This window comes from Streptomyces sp. NPDC053076 (assembly GCF_044546845.1).
Classification (GTDB): Bacteria; Actinomycetota; Actinomycetes; order Streptomycetales; family Streptomycetaceae; genus Streptomyces.
On record NZ_JBITZL010000002.1, the window covers coordinates 1,187,118 to 1,202,181 of the forward strand.

15 protein-coding genes are annotated in these 15,064 nt (G+C 72.5%); 8 read left to right on the forward strand and 7 right to left on the reverse strand.

What is annotated here, in order from left to right:
* The first annotated feature begins 196 nt into the window (after window positions 1-196).
* The 3 genes from ACIGYR_RS12570 to ACIGYR_RS12580 all read left to right on the forward strand — a co-directional run bounded on the left by ACIGYR_RS12570 (window position 197) and on the right by ACIGYR_RS12580 (window position 2,882).
* Window positions 197-1,576 carry an amidohydrolase gene (locus ACIGYR_RS12570; RefSeq protein ID WP_399595328.1) on the forward strand — a complete coding sequence of 460 codons (1,380 nt, stop codon included), beginning with the start codon at window positions 197-199 and terminating at the stop codon, window positions 1,574-1,576.
* A 331-nt stretch (window positions 1,577-1,907) separates the two neighbouring features.
* Window positions 1,908-2,552 (forward strand): DUF899 domain-containing protein, encoded by a 645-nt coding sequence (locus ACIGYR_RS12575; protein WP_399595326.1) that lies wholly within the window; start codon window positions 1,908-1,910, stop codon window positions 2,550-2,552.
* Window positions 2,553-2,705: 153 nt separating this feature from the next.
* Window positions 2,706-2,882 carry a hypothetical protein gene (locus tag ACIGYR_RS12580; RefSeq protein ID WP_391839350.1) on the forward strand — a complete coding sequence of 59 codons (177 nt, stop codon included), beginning with the start codon at window positions 2,706-2,708 and terminating at the stop codon, window positions 2,880-2,882.
* 111 nt (window positions 2,883-2,993) lie between these two features.
* Here ACIGYR_RS12580 and ACIGYR_RS12585 read toward each other — a convergent pair whose 3' ends face one another.
* The 3 genes from ACIGYR_RS12585 to ACIGYR_RS12595 form a co-directional block, all read right to left on the reverse strand.
* Window positions 2,994-4,940 (reverse strand): ABC transporter ATP-binding protein, encoded by a 1,947-nt coding sequence (locus ACIGYR_RS12585; protein ID WP_399596495.1) that lies wholly within the window; start codon window positions 4,938-4,940, stop codon window positions 2,994-2,996.
* Window positions 4,941-5,276: 336 nt separating this feature from the next.
* Entirely contained in the window at window positions 5,277-5,711 is a 435-nt protein-coding gene (locus ACIGYR_RS12590) for a hypothetical protein (protein ID WP_399596494.1), read from the reverse strand.
* Between the two features lie 224 nt (window positions 5,712-5,935).
* Entirely contained in the window at window positions 5,936-6,715 is a 780-nt protein-coding gene (locus ACIGYR_RS12595; protein WP_399595324.1) for an ATP-binding protein, read from the reverse strand.
* Between the two features lie 189 nt (window positions 6,716-6,904).
* On the opposite strand from ACIGYR_RS12595, the gene ACIGYR_RS12600 reads away from it, so the two are divergent.
* Together ACIGYR_RS12600 and ACIGYR_RS12605 are read left to right on the forward strand one after the other, a co-directional pair.
* Complete coding sequence (locus tag ACIGYR_RS12600; protein ID WP_399595322.1) at window positions 6,905-7,765, forward strand: helix-turn-helix transcriptional regulator; 861 nt, start codon at window positions 6,905-6,907, stop codon at window positions 7,763-7,765.
* On the forward strand, window positions 7,766-8,020 hold the full coding sequence (locus tag ACIGYR_RS12605; RefSeq protein ID WP_222996518.1) for a DUF397 domain-containing protein: 255 nt from the start codon (window positions 7,766-7,768) through the stop codon (window positions 8,018-8,020). It abuts the gene before it with no gap.
* 195 nt (window positions 8,021-8,215) lie between these two features.
* Here ACIGYR_RS12605 and ACIGYR_RS12610 read toward each other — a convergent pair whose 3' ends face one another.
* Entirely contained in the window at window positions 8,216-9,688 is a 1,473-nt protein-coding gene (locus tag ACIGYR_RS12610; RefSeq protein WP_399595319.1) for a PLP-dependent aminotransferase family protein, read from the reverse strand.
* A gap of 47 nt (window positions 9,689-9,735) precedes the next feature.
* On the opposite strand from ACIGYR_RS12610, the gene ACIGYR_RS12615 reads away from it, so the two are divergent.
* Window positions 9,736-10,257, forward strand: a complete 522-nt coding sequence (locus tag ACIGYR_RS12615) for a carboxymuconolactone decarboxylase family protein (protein ID WP_399595317.1) — start codon at window positions 9,736-9,738, stop codon at window positions 10,255-10,257.
* A gap of 54 nt (window positions 10,258-10,311) precedes the next feature.
* Here ACIGYR_RS12615 and ACIGYR_RS12620 read toward each other — a convergent pair whose 3' ends face one another.
* The 3 genes from ACIGYR_RS12620 to ACIGYR_RS12630 all read right to left on the reverse strand — a co-directional run bounded on the left by ACIGYR_RS12620 (window position 10,312) and on the right by ACIGYR_RS12630 (window position 13,639).
* The gene (locus ACIGYR_RS12620; protein WP_399595315.1) at window positions 10,312-11,799 is read right to left on the reverse strand and encodes a glutamate synthase subunit beta; all 1,488 of its coding nucleotides are present in this window, start codon (window positions 11,797-11,799) and stop codon (window positions 10,312-10,314) included.
* 244 nt (window positions 11,800-12,043) lie between these two features.
* Window positions 12,044-12,523, reverse strand: a complete 480-nt coding sequence (locus ACIGYR_RS12625; RefSeq protein WP_399596492.1) for a DUF1772 domain-containing protein — start codon at window positions 12,521-12,523, stop codon at window positions 12,044-12,046.
* A gap of 420 nt (window positions 12,524-12,943) precedes the next feature.
* On the reverse strand, window positions 12,944-13,639 hold the full coding sequence (locus ACIGYR_RS12630; protein ID WP_399595313.1) for a DUF2293 domain-containing protein: 696 nt from the start codon (window positions 13,637-13,639) through the stop codon (window positions 12,944-12,946).
* Window positions 13,640-13,887: 248 nt separating this feature from the next.
* Between ACIGYR_RS12630 and ACIGYR_RS12635 the strand changes: the two genes are divergently transcribed.
* Window positions 13,888-14,520 (forward strand): uridine kinase, encoded by a 633-nt coding sequence (locus ACIGYR_RS12635; RefSeq protein WP_399595311.1) that lies wholly within the window; start codon window positions 13,888-13,890, stop codon window positions 14,518-14,520.
* Between the two features lie 83 nt (window positions 14,521-14,603).
* Window positions 14,604-15,017, forward strand: coding sequence for a PPOX class F420-dependent oxidoreductase (locus tag ACIGYR_RS12640; protein ID WP_399595309.1), 414 nt, complete (start codon window positions 14,604-14,606; stop codon window positions 15,015-15,017).
* Window positions 15,018-15,064: the final 47 nt, after the last annotated feature.

Here is a 15,064-nt window from a genome sequence, read left to right on the forward strand (position 1 = left end):
GTGTGAGTGTGAGGTGCAGGCGTGGTGTGAGTGGGGATGCGGGTGGGATGTTAGTTGGGGTGCCGCTGTGGTGTGAGTGGGGTGTGGTGCGGGTGCCGGTGTGAGTGGAGGCGCGGGTGCGAGGGTGGGCGAAGGAACGGTCCCCGGAGTGCGGTTCGGCCCACCCGACCGTACGACAGGGCCGTACGTTGGGCTCATGACCGCCGTCGGGCCCCCGAGCGCCTCTCCCGCCGACCTGGTCGTCACCGGCTGCACGATCCTCGTGCACGAGGGGTACGACGACCCGGAACGGATCGGATTCCGCCAGGACGCCGCCCTCGTCGTCCGCGACCGGGTGATCGACGCGGTCACCACGGCCGCCGCCACGCGAGAGGTGCAGGCCGTGACCCGGATCGAGGCGCACGGGCAGGTCGCGCTGCCCGGGCTGATCAACTGCCATACGCACGCACCGATGGTGGCCCTGCGCGGCCTCGCCGAGGATCTGCCGATCGAGGAGTGGTTCAACGACGTCGTCTGGCCCGTCGAGACCAACCTCACCGAGCGGGACGTGGAGTTGGGCGCGCGCCTCGCCTGCGCCGAGATGATCCGGGGCGGGGTCACCTGCTTCGCCGACCACTCCTTCCACATGGACACGGTCGCCGCAGTCGTCGCCGAGTGCGGTCTGCGCGCCCACCTCGGCGCGGCCTACTTCTCCAGCCAAGGGCCTCAAGGGATGCAGGACTCCCTGGAGTTCGCGCTTCGGCAACGCGGCGCCGCCGACGGCCGCATCACCACCGCGCTCGCCCCGCACGCCCCCTACACCGTCACCGACGCCGACCTCGGCACCACGGCCGAACTCGCTCGCCGGCACGGCCTGCCCGTCCACATCCACGCTGCCGAGAACCGCGACCAGACCGACACCAGCCTCGCCCGGTACGGCCTCACCCCCATAGAGGTCCTGGACCGCACGGGGCTCCTCGACACCGACCTGCTCATCGCCCACGGCACCGGCATCCTGAACCGTGACCTGCCGCTGCTGGAACGCACGGGCGGCCGTACGGCGGTGGCCACCGCACCCCGCGGTTACCTCAAGTTCGCCTGGCCCACCACCACTCCGGTTCGGGCCCTGCGCGCGGCCGGCGTCCCCGTCGGACTCGCCACGGACGGCGCGGCCTCCAACAACTCCCTCGACGTGTGGGAGGCGATGACGCTGACGTCCCTCATGCAGAAGTCCGTCGAGGGCGACCCGCGCTGGCTGACGTCCCGCCAGGCCCTGCACCACGCCACGGTCCAGAGCGCCCGAGCCGTCGGGCTCGGGGAACAGGTGGGCACCCTCGCGCCCGGCCGGCACGCCGACTTCGTCCTGGTCGACCTCACCGGCCCGCACACCCAGCCGGTGCACGACCTGGCCGCCACCCTCGTGCACAGCGTCCGCGCCGCCGACGTCCGCACGACGGTCGTCGACGGCCGCGTCCTGATGCGGGACCGGGAACTCCTGACCCTCGACGTGGGGGAGGTCGTGCGGGAGCTGACGGACCGGCTGCCCGCACTGACCGCGCGCGACCACGGGCGGCGCGTCCAGGAGTACGGCACCTGAGCCCGTGGCCGGGCAGACCGAAGCCGACAGACACGGAGCCGGCCACGCTCGACAGGCAACGACCCGGCCGCGGCAGCCGGCCACGCTCGACAACCGACGACTCGCCCGGGGCGCGGCAGGCGACGACCCGCCCGGCGCCCGGCAGGCGACGACCAGCCCGAGGCGCGGCAGGCGACGACCCGGCCGAGGCTCGGCGTGCCTCGATCCGGCCACGCCTCGGCCGGAAAGTGAGCCGACCGAGGGTTGGCCGAAAATTTTCTCCCTCTACGGCGATGAGTTCCGTTCCCGTCGGCGGTCACCACTGCGAACCGACCGTCGGACAGGAGGGCTCATGTCGCTTCCGGAGATCGTCTCGCGCGAGCAGTGGCGCGCGGCGCGCGAGGAGTTGCTGCGCAAGGAGGAGGCGGTCAGACGGGCGCGCGAGGTCCTGGGCGCCGAGCGCCGACGGCTGCCGATGGTCGAGGCCGACCCGGAGTACGTCTTCGAGGGCGGCGACGGCAAGGCGACGCTCCTCGATCTCTTCGAGGGGCGGACCCAGCTCGTCGTCCACCACTTCATGTTCGCGCCGGAGTGGGAGGCCGGCTGCGCGTGCTGCGCGGCCTTCCTGGACCAGGTCGGCCACCTCGCCCACCTGCGCGCCCGCAACACCTCCTTCGCGGCCGTCTCCCGGGCGCCGTTCACCCGGATCCTGCCGTTCAAGGCGCGGATGGGCTGGGCGGTGCCCTGGTACTCCTCGTCGCACAGCGACTTCAACCGGGACTTCGAGGCCACCGTGGAGTCGGGCGGCGACCAGCTCGAGCGCCCGGGCGTCAGCTGCTTCCTGCGCGATCACGACCGGGTCTTCCACACCTACTCGGTGTACGACGACGGGCTGGACGGACTGGGGACGACCTCGGCCCTGCTCGACCTGACCGCGCTCGGCCGCAGCCCCGTCGGCAGCGACCGGCTCCGCCTTCACGACGAGTACGATTACTGACACGGAGCGTACGATTCGTGTCACAAGGTGAACGGATCCTCACGGTCCGCGCCGACCTGGTGTCGAGAATGTCTCAGTCACGTCACTGAGCGAGCCGCTTTCCCTCTCCAGAGCGTTAACTCCTACACGTACGACGCTTTCTGGAGGTGCGAGATGGTGAACGGGCGAATGGTGCTCGAACGCTTTCCCGCCGGTGGCCCGCGGGGCTCCTGGCCCGCGGAGGAGTTCGCGCACGCGCGGCGTCTGGAAGGGCTGGCCGTCGAGGTCGTCATGGACCTCGCGACGGACGCGTTCCTGGTGATCGTCCGCGGGGGCGAGACCGCCGACTGAGCCGCTCCGACGCCGGTGCGGCTCGGTTCGGGTGCGGCTCGGTGGGGCGGGGCTCGGGCCGGCGGGGGCTCGGGTGAGGCGGCTAAGGCTTGGCGGGCGTGGCCGGGCGGCTCATGCCGGCTTCGGCGCGGGCACCCTGGGGGTCACCGGTGCCGCTGCGGCTGCCGGTGTCCGCGCCGTGAACTGCTGCGCCTGAAGCGTGTACAGCTCCGCGTAGACACCGCCGCCGGCGAGCAGTTCGTCCGGGGTGCCGGACTCCACCAGGCGCCCTTGCTCCAGTACGTGCACCAGGTCGGCATGGCGGACCGAGGCCAGCCGGTGGGTGATCAGGACGACCGTCTGCCCGCCGCCCGCCAGCGCCCGGATCTTCTCGAAGACCTCCAGCTCGGCCCGCGCGTCCAGCGCCGCCGTCGGCTCGTCCACGATCAGGATGCTGCCGCGTCGGTAGGCGGCCCGGGCGATGCCCAGCCGCTGCCACTGGCCGCCGGACAACTCGTGTCCGCCGCTGAAGTTGCGGGCCAGCAGGGTGTCCAGGCCGCGCGGCAGATCCGCGACCACGTCCTCGGCACCCGCCTCGGCGATGGACGTGGCCAGGCGCTCGTCGGTCATCGGCGCGGTGGACCGGCCGACGGCCACGTTCACCCGGGCGGTGAACGGCCAGCGCTTGAAGTCCTGGGCCACCATCGCGATGCGCTCGGCGAGCAGTCGCCGGTCGGCACGCGCGGCGTCGACGCCGTCCCACAGGATCCGGCCCCGGTCCGGGGTGTACAGCCCCGCGAGCAGCTTGACCAGCGTGGTCTTGCCCGAGCCGTTCTCGCCGACGAGCGCGATGATACGGCCGACGGGGAAAGTGAGGGTGACGTCGTCGAGGGCGGGGCGGGGGCTCTGCGGACGGGTGTCGCCCGGGTGGGCGTCCCGCGGCTCCGGGTGCGGATCATGCGGATAGCTGAACGTGACGTTCTCGAAGCGGATCTCCTTCGGGTCCTCCGGAAGCGGCTCGCCGCCCGCCGGGATGGCCCGCTCGGCCGCCTCTGCGTACAGCCGCTGCAGATCCCCCACGAACAGGGCCTCCTCGTGCAGCTGGTTGATCTCCAGCACCAGCGTGTCCAGGCTCGCCCCACCCGTACGGATCGCGATCACCGCCGTACCGGCCACCGACAGGGCCATCGCGCCGCCCAGCAGCAGCGCGCCCAGCGTCGCGTACGTCGCGAGGGTGGCCAGGCCCGTCCAGGTCGCGGCGATCAGACCGGTCCGGGCGGCAAGCCGGGACAGTCGGGCCTGCTCGGCCTCCGCGGTCTCCGACATGGACCGGAAGTGGCGCAGGAGGAACGGGCCCACCGCGTGCACGCGGATCTCGGGCGCGGCGGCAGGTTCGGTGAGGAGGCTGCTGATCAGCTGGCCGGCCCGGGCGTGCTGGACCCAGGTGTGGAAGGACTCGTAGCGGCGCCGGGCGTTGGTCAGCGCGCTCCAGGCACTGGGCAGGGTCATGGTGACCAGCAGCGGCAGCAGCGCCGGATGCAGCACGGTCAGCACGCCCGCCGCGGCGATCAGCGAGATCATCGCGTTGATCACCCGGGTGCTGTAGCCGATCATGTGCCGGGCGGACCGGGCGCCGTACTGGGCCGTGTCGAGCAGTTTGTGGAAGGCGTGGTCCTCGATCGCGGCCAGCTCGACGTTCGCCGCGCGCTCCAGGTACAGCTCCGTCGCCACCCGCTCCACCTTGGGCTCCAGCCGTCCGGTGGCGTAGGTCGAGGCGGCCCGCAGCAGCGCGGCGACGAGCATCACGGCGGCCATCACGACGAGGGCGGGGCCGGCCGAGCGCAGTCGCTGCTCGATGCCCGGACCGCTGAGCAGCTTGCCGAGCGCGTTGTTGACGGCCAGCAGGCTCACCGCCTGGGCGGCGCCCCGGCCCATCTCGGCGGCCAGCACCACCCGCGCGGCCCGCGCGTCGGCCTGCCGGGCCAGCCGCAGACTGGACGTCAGCATGCCCGGCAGCCGGAGCAGCATCGCCCGGAAGCTCAGCGCCAGGAAGGCGTCCGCATGCTGGTTCCAGCCCATGTCGTACCGCAGCGGCCCGCCGAACAGCAGCCGCTCCGACGCCGACACCACGGGCTCGGCCGCCTCCTGCCTCTTTCTCACCGTGACCTCCAGGACCCCGACGGAACGGCCACTATCGCGGCCGGGGCAGCGGCCCGGCAGGGCGCGAGGGCACGTACGAGGGGGCGCGGAGGGAGCGCGGTCGGCGTGGTGACGGGCGGGTGGAGCGCGGTGAGCCAGGTCCGCGCGAGGGCGGGACCGGTGGCGCGTCCCGCCGGGAGGCCGGATGTCGGCGGGGCGGCTGGTGTGGCCGGGCAGGCCGGCCGCGGCGGGGCGGCGGAGCGGTGAGGGCGGTTGTTACGCCGACGCGGCCCGCGACCAGTCCGGAGCCGTGTCCGTCACCCGGCACAGCGCCAGATACAGCGGGATCGGCGGGGTGTAGGGGGCCGTGCCCTCCGGGCGGTGGATCAGCCGGGCGCTACCGGTGATCAGGGCACCAGCGGCGTACTGGGCCGGGGCCGGCCAGGGCAGCGCATAGTCGGAGTCCGACGGAACGATCCACCACCAGTGCGAGCCGTCGGCGTACACACACCCCACCCGCGGCAGCCGGGGTACGACGAGCGGACCGAGGCGGTCGGGCACACCCACGGCGTCACAGCCGAGCGGAGCCGTCATGCCGTCAGGAAGCGGCAGCCGGCGGTGCGGATCAGGTGCTGGGCGCCTGCGCTGAAGGCGCACGAGGGTGTTCAGACCGATGGTGTGTTCCTGGCTGGTACGGGCGTTAAGACCGATGGGGTACTCCTGACCGTGACGAGTGCGGGGGCCGATGGCGTGGCCTTGGCCGCTGAGGGTGTCGGGGCCGATGGCGTATTCCCGGGCGTTACGGGGGCCGGGGCCGATGGCGTACTCCCGGCCGCTACGGACGCCGGGGCCGATGGCGTACTCCCGGCCGGCACCGGTGCCACCGGGCTGTCCGTCGTCGCCGTCGCCGTCGCCGTGGCCGTCGGCGAAGCCCGTCACGGCCGTTCCCCGCGCAGGCGTTGCTCCGAACGGGTGCGGTGCCGGTGCCGTTCCACGGCCGCCCCGTCCCCCCGCCGCTGCCCCGGCTCGCCCCGCCGGCGCTGCTCGGGCGCCCGCCGGCTCGCCTCGGCCGACTGGTCCTCGTCGGAGTCGTCCGGGCGACCCGGCTTCGGGCGGGCACCCCAGCCGAGGTCACCCCGCGGCTCGGCGGTCTCGTGGACGGTGTCGGTCCGGCGGGGGAGTTCGGCCCAGACCAGCAGGCCGGGGCCGTGCTCCTGGGCACCCCAGGCCCGGCACAGCGCGTCGACGAGAAGCAACCCCCTCCCGTGCTCCTCGTCGGGTCGCTGCGGCGACGGGTGGGGTTCGCCAGGAGCACAGCCCTCGTCTCGTACGGCTATGCGCACCATGTCGTCGTGGTCGTGCAGCTCGCACACGACCCGGTCGCTCGCGGTGTGCACAATCGCGTTGGTGACCAGCTCGGACATGACCAACGTCGCGTTGTCGCAGGTGTCCGCGCAGACCGCCCAGCCGGACAGCCGGGCATGCGTCAGGTGTCTCGCCCGGGCGACGGAACCCGGATGTGCGGCCAGCTCGAAGCGGAACCTGCGCTCGGCAGCGCCCCCATGGGGGGATGCTCCGTTCCCCACGCTCGAACCGGCTCGCGCGATGGGACCCCGATCGGCGCCGCGACCGAACCGGTCTGCGGCGGCGTCTGTTCCTAAAGGCGCGGACGGAATCACGCCTGCCACTATCTCCCTGCCGCGGACACTTGGCAAGAGTCACTCTGAAAGTTGCAGAGTGCTGTGTGACTCCGTCAGAGGCCGTGGCACACTGCTCGCAACAGCACCACGCGCGGCGCCAATTGGAGTCGTCGGAGATCCGCCCCGGTCTTCGAATGAACCTTCGAATGGCGCCGTAGGGCTGTCAGGAATCTTTCGGTGCAGGCTTACGGTGGAGGTGGGAGCGTGAGTGAACCGCGGTCCGCGCCGACGGTGGGCCAGGTGGTCCTTGGGCGGCGCCTGCTGGACCTGCGGGAACGCGCCGGACTGAAGCGCGAGGAGGCCGCCCGCGTCCTCCGGGTGGCTCCCGCCACCGTCCGCCGCATGGAGATGGCCGAGGTCTCCCTCAAAATCCCGTACCTGCAGCTGCTGCTGAAGGCGTACGGCGTCCCGGACGACGAGGCCGAGGTCTTCGTCCAGCTGGCCGAAGATGCGAACAGGCCGGGCTGGTGGCAGCGGTTCCACGACATCCTGCCGAACTGGTTCTCGATGTACGTCAGCCTGGAGGGCGCGGCCGGCCTCATCCGCTCCTACGAGCCGCACTTCGTTCCCGGCCTGCTGCAGACCGAGGACTACGCGCGCGCGGTGCTGAAGTCCGGTGCCGTCGGGCAGACGAGCCCGGACGACATCGAGCGGCACGTCGCGCTGCGCATGCAACGCCAGGCACTCCTGACCCGTCCCGACGCCCCGCGCTTCTGGGCGGTGATGGACGAGACCGCCCTACGTCGCTCGGTCGGCGGCCCGGAGGTGATGCGCGCACAGATCGACAAGTTGCTCGAGGCTACGGAGCTGGCCCATGTGACGCTCCAGGTCGCCCCGTTCGTCAACGGGCCGCACCCCGGTACGTACGGGCCCTTCGTGCTGTTCCGATTTGCCATGTCAGAACTGCCGGACATGGTCTACAGCGAGTACCTGACCGGCGCGGTCTACCTGGACGCGCGCACCGAGGTGGCGACCCACCTGGAGGTCATGGACCGCATGGCGGCGCAGGCCGCTACGGCACAACGCACGAAGGAGATCCTCCGGGATCTCCGCGAGGAGCTGTGAATGGATCGCATCAGGCCGCGCGGACGCGTCTACAACGGCATGCCCGCCCGGGAGTTGGGCAGCGAGGGGTGGCACAAGCCCTGGAGCGGCGGCAACGGCGGCAACTGCCTGGAGGCGATGAAGCTGGCCGACGGCCGGATCGCCGTGCGCCAGTCGACCGACCCGGACGGGCCGGCGCTGATCTACACCATGGACGAGATGACCGCCTTCATCGAGGGCGCCAAGGCAGGGGAGGCCGACTTCCTGCTTTCCTGAACGCACCGGAGGCCCGGCACCACGGCCCTGGACGATTTTTTATGTCTTGCCCAACTTTCTTATTATTTCCACGAATTGTGTCATTGATCTGATCATTCAACGCGTCCATGGACGCCTGGCCGGTCCACTCCGGCTGGCCAGTCCACTCCGGGCGAACGGTCCACCCCCCAACCGGTCCGGCCGGTTCCCCGGAGCTCACCCCGGCGGCAGCACCTCGCACAGCGCCTCCAGGGCCGCTCCGTAGGCGTGTTCGGACGGGGTCGCGTACCCGACCGCCAGTCCGTCACCGGCCGCCGTCGGGCTCTGCGGATGCCGGAACGCGGCGAGACCGTCGAGGGCGACGCCCTGCCACGCGGCGGCCTTCAGGGTCGACCGTTCCGTACCGGGCGGCAGTCGCAGGACCGCGTGCAGCCCCGACGCGATGCCTGTCACCTGGATGTGCGGTGCCTGCGCGGCGAGCGCGGCGACGAGCCGGTCGCGCCGCCGCCGGTACTGCTGCCGCATCCGCCGCACATGACGGTCGTACGACCCACAGGCGACGAAGTCCGCGAGAGCGAGCTGGTCCGGCACGCTCGCCCACCCCTCCCGCTCGCCCTTCGCCGCCCGCACGGGCTGCACATACCGCTGCGGCAGGACCATCCAGCCCAGCCGCAGCGCCGGTGACAGGCTCTTGCTGACCGACCCGATGTGGATCACCCGCTCCGGATCGAGCCCCTGCAACGCGCCGACGGGCCGGCGGTCGTACCGGAACTCACCGTCGTAGTCGTCCTCCAGCACCACCGCTCCGCGCGCGCGTGCCCAGTCGATCACCGCTGCCCGCCGCTCCGGGTGCAGCGGGCCCCCGGTCGGGAACTGGTGCGCGGGCGTCAGCAGCACGGCCGCCTCCCGCCCGAGCGCGTCCACCCGCGCGCCGTGCTCGTCCAGCGGCAGCGGTACGGTGCGCACCCCGGCCGCCGCGAGCAGTTCCCGGTGGAAGCCCAGCCCGTACGCCTCCACGCCGAGCGGACCGCGCAGCCCCCGGTCCCCGGCCGGGCCGCCCTGGGTGCCCCGGTCGAAGAGAAGCCGCAGTGCGTGCGCGAAGCCCGAGCAGATCACGATCCGGTCCGGCTCGGTACGCACCCCACGCGCGCGTGCCAGGTACTCCGTCAGCGCCTCCCGCAGCTCCGGGCGCCCGGCGGGATCGCCCGGCCCGAACGCCTCACTCGGCGCCGCCTGCAACGCCCGGCGGTACGAGGCCGTCCAGGCCGCGCGCGGGAAGGACGACGCGTCCGGTGTGCCCTGCCGCAGGTCGTGCCGCGGGCCGCGCGTACGCAGAGGTACCGTCACGGGCGTTCGCGCAGTCCGGTGCCGCGGCCCGGTCCCCGCCCACTGCCCGAGAGGAGTGGGAGGCAGCCCCACGGCGACGCGCGTCCCCGAACCCTGCCGGGCGGTCAGCCAGCCCTCCGCCACCAGCTCCGCGTACGCGTCGGCCACCGTGTTACGAGCCACGCCCAGATCGGCGGCGAGTGACCGGTACGGCGGCAGCCGGGTCCCCGGCGCCAGCCGGCCACTGCGCACGGCCTCCCGCAGTGCCCTGGTCAGCGCTGCCCGCCGGCCCCCCGGCCCCGACAGCTCCAGATGCAGGTCGACACCGATCCGCTCCGCCGAATTGACCCACGACTCCGCCATGGAAACGCACCCTACAGCCGGTCTTTCCGCGCCCTACGGTGGATCACATGACGACGAACACGACCGCCACCAGCGCCCTCGACCCCACCACCGGGATCTTCGCCGCCGAGGCCGCCCGCACCCGGCTGGACCTCGCGAAGTCCGCGCCGAAGGTCTTCCGCGCGATCATCGGGCTCGACGCCGCCGCCCGCGCGGGCCTCGCCCCGGCCCTGGTCGAACTGATCCAGATCCGCGCCTCCCATCTCAACCACTGCGCCTACTGCCTGCACATGCACACCAACGACGCCCGCAAGGCGGGCGAGAGCGAGGACCGGCTCCACATGGTAGCCGTCTGGCGTGAGGCCCGGCACTTCTTCACTCCGAAGGAGCAGGCCGCCCTCGCCCTGACGGAGGCGGTGACCCTGGTCGCCGACGGCGGTGTTCCCGAGACCGTCTACGCCGAGGCAGCCGCCCACTTCGACGACCAGGAACTGGCCCAGGTCCTCTCCCTGATCCTCACGATCAACACGTGGAACCGCGTGGCACTGGCCACGGGGAAGGTGGCGGGGACGGACGAGCGCACCGCCTGACAACCCCGCCGACGCCACCGGCCCCGGCTCGTCAGGGTCCTGTCGGCCGGCGCCTCAGACCACCATCGGCCGGTCCGTGGGCGCGATCGGGGCCGGGAGCCGGGAACGTCCTGTCAGATAGCGGTCGACGGCGGCCGCGACCGCCCGCCCCTCCGCTATCGCCCACACGATGAGCGACTGCCCGCGCGCCGCGTCTCCCGCGGCGAACACCCCGGGGACGTTGGTCGCGAAGCCGTCGTCCCGGGCGATGGTGCCGCGCGGCTGAAGCTCCAGCCCCAACTGGTCGATCAGCCCGTCTTTCCGGTCGGGCCCGGAGAACCCGAGGGCGAGCAGCACCAGGTCGGCGGGGAGCGCCCGCCCGGTGTCCGGCACCGGATCCCGCCGTTCGTCGACCTCCACCACATGCAACGACCGCACCCACCCCCTCTTGTCCCCCGTGAAGCGCAGCGTGGACGCTGCGAACAGCCGCGCGTCCGCGTCCGCCGCCGGCGCCGTGCGCAGCTCCCGTGCCTCCTCGTGCGCCCCCGACAGCCGGTAGATCTTCGGGTACGTCGGCCACGGCTCGATGTCCTCGTCGCGCTCCGCACCCGGCTGTGCGTAGATGTCCAACTGGGTCACGGACGCGGCGCCCTCGCGCACCGCGGTGCCCAGACAGTCCGCCCCGGTGTCCCCGCCGCCGATGATCACCACATGCTTGCCGGCGGCCGACAGCGGCGAAATCTCCAGATCCCCCGCACACACCCGATTCGACAGGGGCAGATACTCCATCGCCTGGTGTATCCCCCTCAACGCCCGGCCCGGGACCGGAAGTTCCCGCCACGCCGTCGCGCCCGTCGCGATCACCACCGCGTCGTACCGGGTCCGCAGTTCGTCCGCCGCGACATCCCGGCCGACCGCCGTCGAGACACGGAACCTCGTCCCCTCGGCCCGCATCTGCTCGATCCGCCGCTCCAGATGCCGCTTCTCCATCTTGAACTCGGGGATGCCGTACCGCATCAGCCCGCCGATCCGGTCGTCCTTCTCGTACACCGCGACCGTGTGTCCGGCCCGGGTCAGCTGCTGCGCCGCGGCCAGCCCGGTGGGCCCGGAGCCGATGACGGCGACCGTCTTGCCGGACAGCCGCTCGGGCGGCCGGGCCGGCGTGAACCCCTCCTCCCACGCCTTGTCCGCGATCGCGCACTCGACGTTCTTGATGGTGACGGCCGGCTGGTTGATCGCCAGCACACACCCCGCCTCGCACGGCGCCGGGCACAACCGGCCGGTGAACTCCGGGAAGTTGTTGGTGGCGTGCAGCCGGTCGCTCGCGGCCCGCCAGTCCTCCCGGGAGACCAGGTCGTTCCACTCGGGGATGAGATTGCCGAGCGGGCAGGCTTGGTGGCAGAACGGGACGCCGCAGTCCATGCAGCGGTCGGCCTGCTTGCTGATGATGGGCAGCAGCGCTCCCGGGACGTACACCTCGTCCCAGTCCCGCACCCGCTGCTCGACGGGCCGCCGCGGCCACTCCTGGCGCGGCGTGGTCATGAACCCCTTGGGATCGGCCATGGCGTCTTCCTCGCGTACGGGCACCGGAGGCACCGGGTGTACGAAGGGCCGTGCGTCTTCGGGCGGCACTCTTCCGGCCACGATACGTCCCCGCCGACGGCCGCGCACAGTGACGGAGAGCGCTTTCAGCCGGGGTTCTCCACAGCGGAGCCGGCGGCCCCCGCTCCCGCTCAGGACAGGCCCGGCGGTCTCACGTGCCCCGTCGGGGCCGGGGACGCCCGTCGGGGCCGGGGACGCCCGTCGATCAGGTGAGCGCCACTATGTAGACGAGGGAGGCCGCGGCCGAGGCGACGGTGCGGACGTGGTTCCAGACCGTCCACTCGCGCACATACGCCGGCCAGTACCCATCGGCCTCCGGCCCACCCGGTGTGAGCCGGGCGAGCCGGTCGTTTCGGGGCACGTTCGCCGCGATCGTCAGCCCGAACGAGCCGATCAGGTACAGCGCGCTGCCCATCAGCAACTCCACCTTCCCCTCGTCCGGCCATACGACGAACGTCACCACCGCGATCAGCGCGCTCAGCGCCGCCGATCCGGCGAACACGGCCATGAAGGCCGGACGCACGGCCGCGACGTTGATCGCGTTCATCGCCGCGATGCCCTGCGCGGGCGGCAGCGCCGCGAGCCCCCGCATCACGAAGGTCGAGAACCCGTAGAAGACGCCGGCCACCAGCCCGGTGCCCAGGACCCCCACCACGACCAGCACGAAGAACGGCCCGTCGATCATCCCCACGCCCCCCAATTCCGTTCCCCCGGGCCACTGCCCGGCATGGGCCGGTGCCCATTGTCGGCCTGTTCCGCGCGGGCCGGTGTTCATTTTCGGCTTGTTCCGCGTGAGCCCGTGTTCATTGTCGGCCTGTTCCGCCCGGGCCCGTGTTCATTGTCGGTCCGTTCCGCCCGGGTCGGCGTGCATCGTCGGTCCGTTCCGCCCGGGCCGGTGCCCGTGGACGGTCCGTTTCGCCGGATCGGTGCCCGGGACTGGTGTCGCCTCACTCGCAGTGAAGGCCACGCGGCGAGAACCGGCCACGGAGGCAACCGGCCACGTCGGACGCCCGCCGTCGCACGCCCCCCGGCCGTGCCCCACCCGCCTCTCCGGCTTTTCCGCTCCCGCGTCCCCGCCTTTACCCTCCCGTCCCCTACTTCCTCCTCAGCCCGCGTCCTCCCCGGCCTCCTGCCACCCCCGCAGCACGCTCTCCACAGTCGGCGCGATCCGACGCCGTGCCTCGTACCGCGGTACCCCGCTCATCAGCAGCTGGTCGTACGGCGTGTCCACGTGCCGGACGCCCGCCACGACGGCCGCGATCACCGCACCCTCGGTCAGCGCCCGCCCACCCGCGCTCCGTCCGACCCGCCCGCTGCCCCGCACCGACGCGTGAGCCGCGATCGCCCGGGCCCGCTCGGCCGGGCACCCGGGGAACAGCCGGAGAATCCCGCCGGCGAACGCCGCCGCGAACCGCTCGTCCTCCGCCGCCCTGCGCCGCGCGTCCCGCGCCCGCCGCCGACGCCGTGCCTCCGCGTCCGCCAGACAGCGTGTCTCGGCCCGGTCCAGCGCGGCCTCCTCCACGAGCACGCCCTGGCGTTCGTAACGGCTCTTGCGCCGGTTGAACCGCACGACCACCGCCGACAGCGTGCTCTCCTCCCGTGCCCTGCGGGTCAGGGCGGTGTCGCCACGCGGCAGGAACACCAAGTGCCCGAGGTCGGCACAGTCCAGGCACCGCGGCGCCCCGTCCTCCAGCATCAGCAGCGACAGTGGACCGCGCCGGCAGCCGGCACACCGCTTGCGCTTCAGCGGCTGGACGACGACAAGGCGAGCGTGGGAGTGAGGAGCAGCGGGAAGCGCCATACGCGGTACTTTCCCCGTCACCACCCACCCCTCCCTCAGCCGCCCACGCCTTCTCCTCGTCGTCCGGTCCGTCCCCGCGTGTCCGTCTGGACTCACCCCCGCTCGGCCGCACTCTGGTCCCCTTGCTCCAGGCGGCCGCGCCCGGAGCGAGCGCCGCCCTCCTGCCCCGCTCGCGGCCCGCCGCGCGGCCGGACACCTGGCCTGGCCGACCTCGCCGCTCTCGCGGACCACCCGGCATCATGGGCCCTGTGCGACTCGAAGCGATCACCTGGGACCGGCTTGCCGGGCAGCTCGCCGAACGGCTGGCCGATGCGGCGCCGACCGACGGAGGGGTCTGGCCGCGCGTCGGCTTCGACGGCGCCCCGGCCGCTCAGCCGGAGGACCTCGCCCTGCGGGTGGGGGAGGCCCTGCGGGTGCGCGGCCGGCCCTCGCTGGTGATCGGTACCCAGGGATTTCTGCGTCCCGCCTCGCTGCGCCTGGAACACGGCCGACGGGACGCGGAGTCGTACTACAGCGGATGGTTCGACACGGGCGCCCTGTGGCGCGAGGTCTTCGGCCCGCTCGATCCCGGCGGCAGCGGGCGGATCCTGCCCGACCTGTGGGACCCGGCCACGGACCGGGCCACTCGCAGCCCTTACCTCCAACTCCCGCCCGGTGGTGTCCTGTTGCTCCACGGCCCCCTCCTGTTGCGCCACTGGTTCCCCTTCGATCTGACCGTGCACCTCCTCCTGTCCGCGGGCGCCCTGCGCCGCCGCACGCCCGAGGCCGACCACTGGACCCTCCCCGCCTTCGAGCGCTACGAGACCGAGACGGACCCCGCCGGCACGGCGGACGTCCTGGTCCGCGCCGACGATCCACGCCACCCCGCCTGGAGCGGCTGATCGGGATACGCCGTCCGCGATCCGGCGCCGGAAATTCGGCCGACTCCCTTTTTAATGCGCGTGCATGTAATTAGGGTGACGTCATGACGACGACATCGGCCGGTCCGGTCACCTTCGACGACTCCCTCCGTGCTCTGCTGGACGGCAAGAACTTCGCCAGCGTCGCCACGCTCGGGCCTGACGGTGCGCCCCAGAACTCCGTGGTCTGGATCAAACGCGACGGCGACAGCGTGCTCGTCTCGTCCGTCGACCGCCGCCAGAAGGTACGCAACCTGCGCCGCGACCCACGTGTCAGCCTCTCCGTCTTCGACCTGGCGAACCCCTACCGCTCGGCTGAGATCCGGGGCGTCGCCGAGATCCTGCCGGACGAGGGAAAGCGGCTCCCGCACGAGCTGTCGCACAAGTACCTCGGCATCGACCCGCCGGCCGAGAAGGACGACGAGATCCGCGTGATCGTCAGGATCGTCCCGCAGAAGGTGGTGTCCTTCACGGCCTGACCGGGCGCACCGGCCGGTGCCGCGTGGCGTTGGGCCCTGGTGCCGCG

Excerpts from the sequence above, each read along its gene's own strand:
- ACIGYR_RS12570 (WP_399595328.1), top strand. The coding sequence starts at position 197 with ATGACCGCCGTCGGGCCCCCGAGCGCCTCTCCCGCCGACCTGGTCGTC.
- ACIGYR_RS12575 (WP_399595326.1), top strand. The coding sequence starts at position 1,908 with ATGTCGCTTCCGGAGATCGTCTCGCGCGAGCAGTGGCGCGCGGCGCGC.
- ACIGYR_RS12580 (WP_391839350.1), top strand. The coding sequence starts at position 2,706 with ATGGTGAACGGGCGAATGGTGCTCGAACGCTTTCCCGCCGGTGGCCCG.
- ACIGYR_RS12585 (WP_399596495.1), bottom strand. The coding sequence starts at position 4,940 with ATGGGCTGGAACCAGCATGCGGACGCCTTCCTGGCGCTGAGCTTCCGG.
- ACIGYR_RS12605 (WP_222996518.1), top strand. The coding sequence starts at position 7,766 with ATGGATCGCATCAGGCCGCGCGGACGCGTCTACAACGGCATGCCCGCC.
- ACIGYR_RS12610 (WP_399595319.1), bottom strand. The coding sequence starts at position 9,688 with ATGGCGGAGTCGTGGGTCAATTCGGCGGAGCGGATCGGTGTCGACCTG.
- ACIGYR_RS12615 (WP_399595317.1), top strand. The coding sequence starts at position 9,736 with ATGACGACGAACACGACCGCCACCAGCGCCCTCGACCCCACCACCGGG.
- ACIGYR_RS12620 (WP_399595315.1), bottom strand. The coding sequence starts at position 11,799 with ATGGCCGATCCCAAGGGGTTCATGACCACGCCGCGCCAGGAGTGGCCG.
- ACIGYR_RS12625 (WP_399596492.1), bottom strand. The coding sequence starts at position 12,523 with ATGATCGACGGGCCGTTCTTCGTGCTGGTCGTGGTGGGGGTCCTGGGC.
- ACIGYR_RS12630 (WP_399595313.1), bottom strand. The coding sequence starts at position 13,639 with ATGGCGCTTCCCGCTGCTCCTCACTCCCACGCTCGCCTTGTCGTCGTC.
- ACIGYR_RS12640 (WP_399595309.1), top strand. The coding sequence starts at position 14,604 with ATGACGACGACATCGGCCGGTCCGGTCACCTTCGACGACTCCCTCCGT.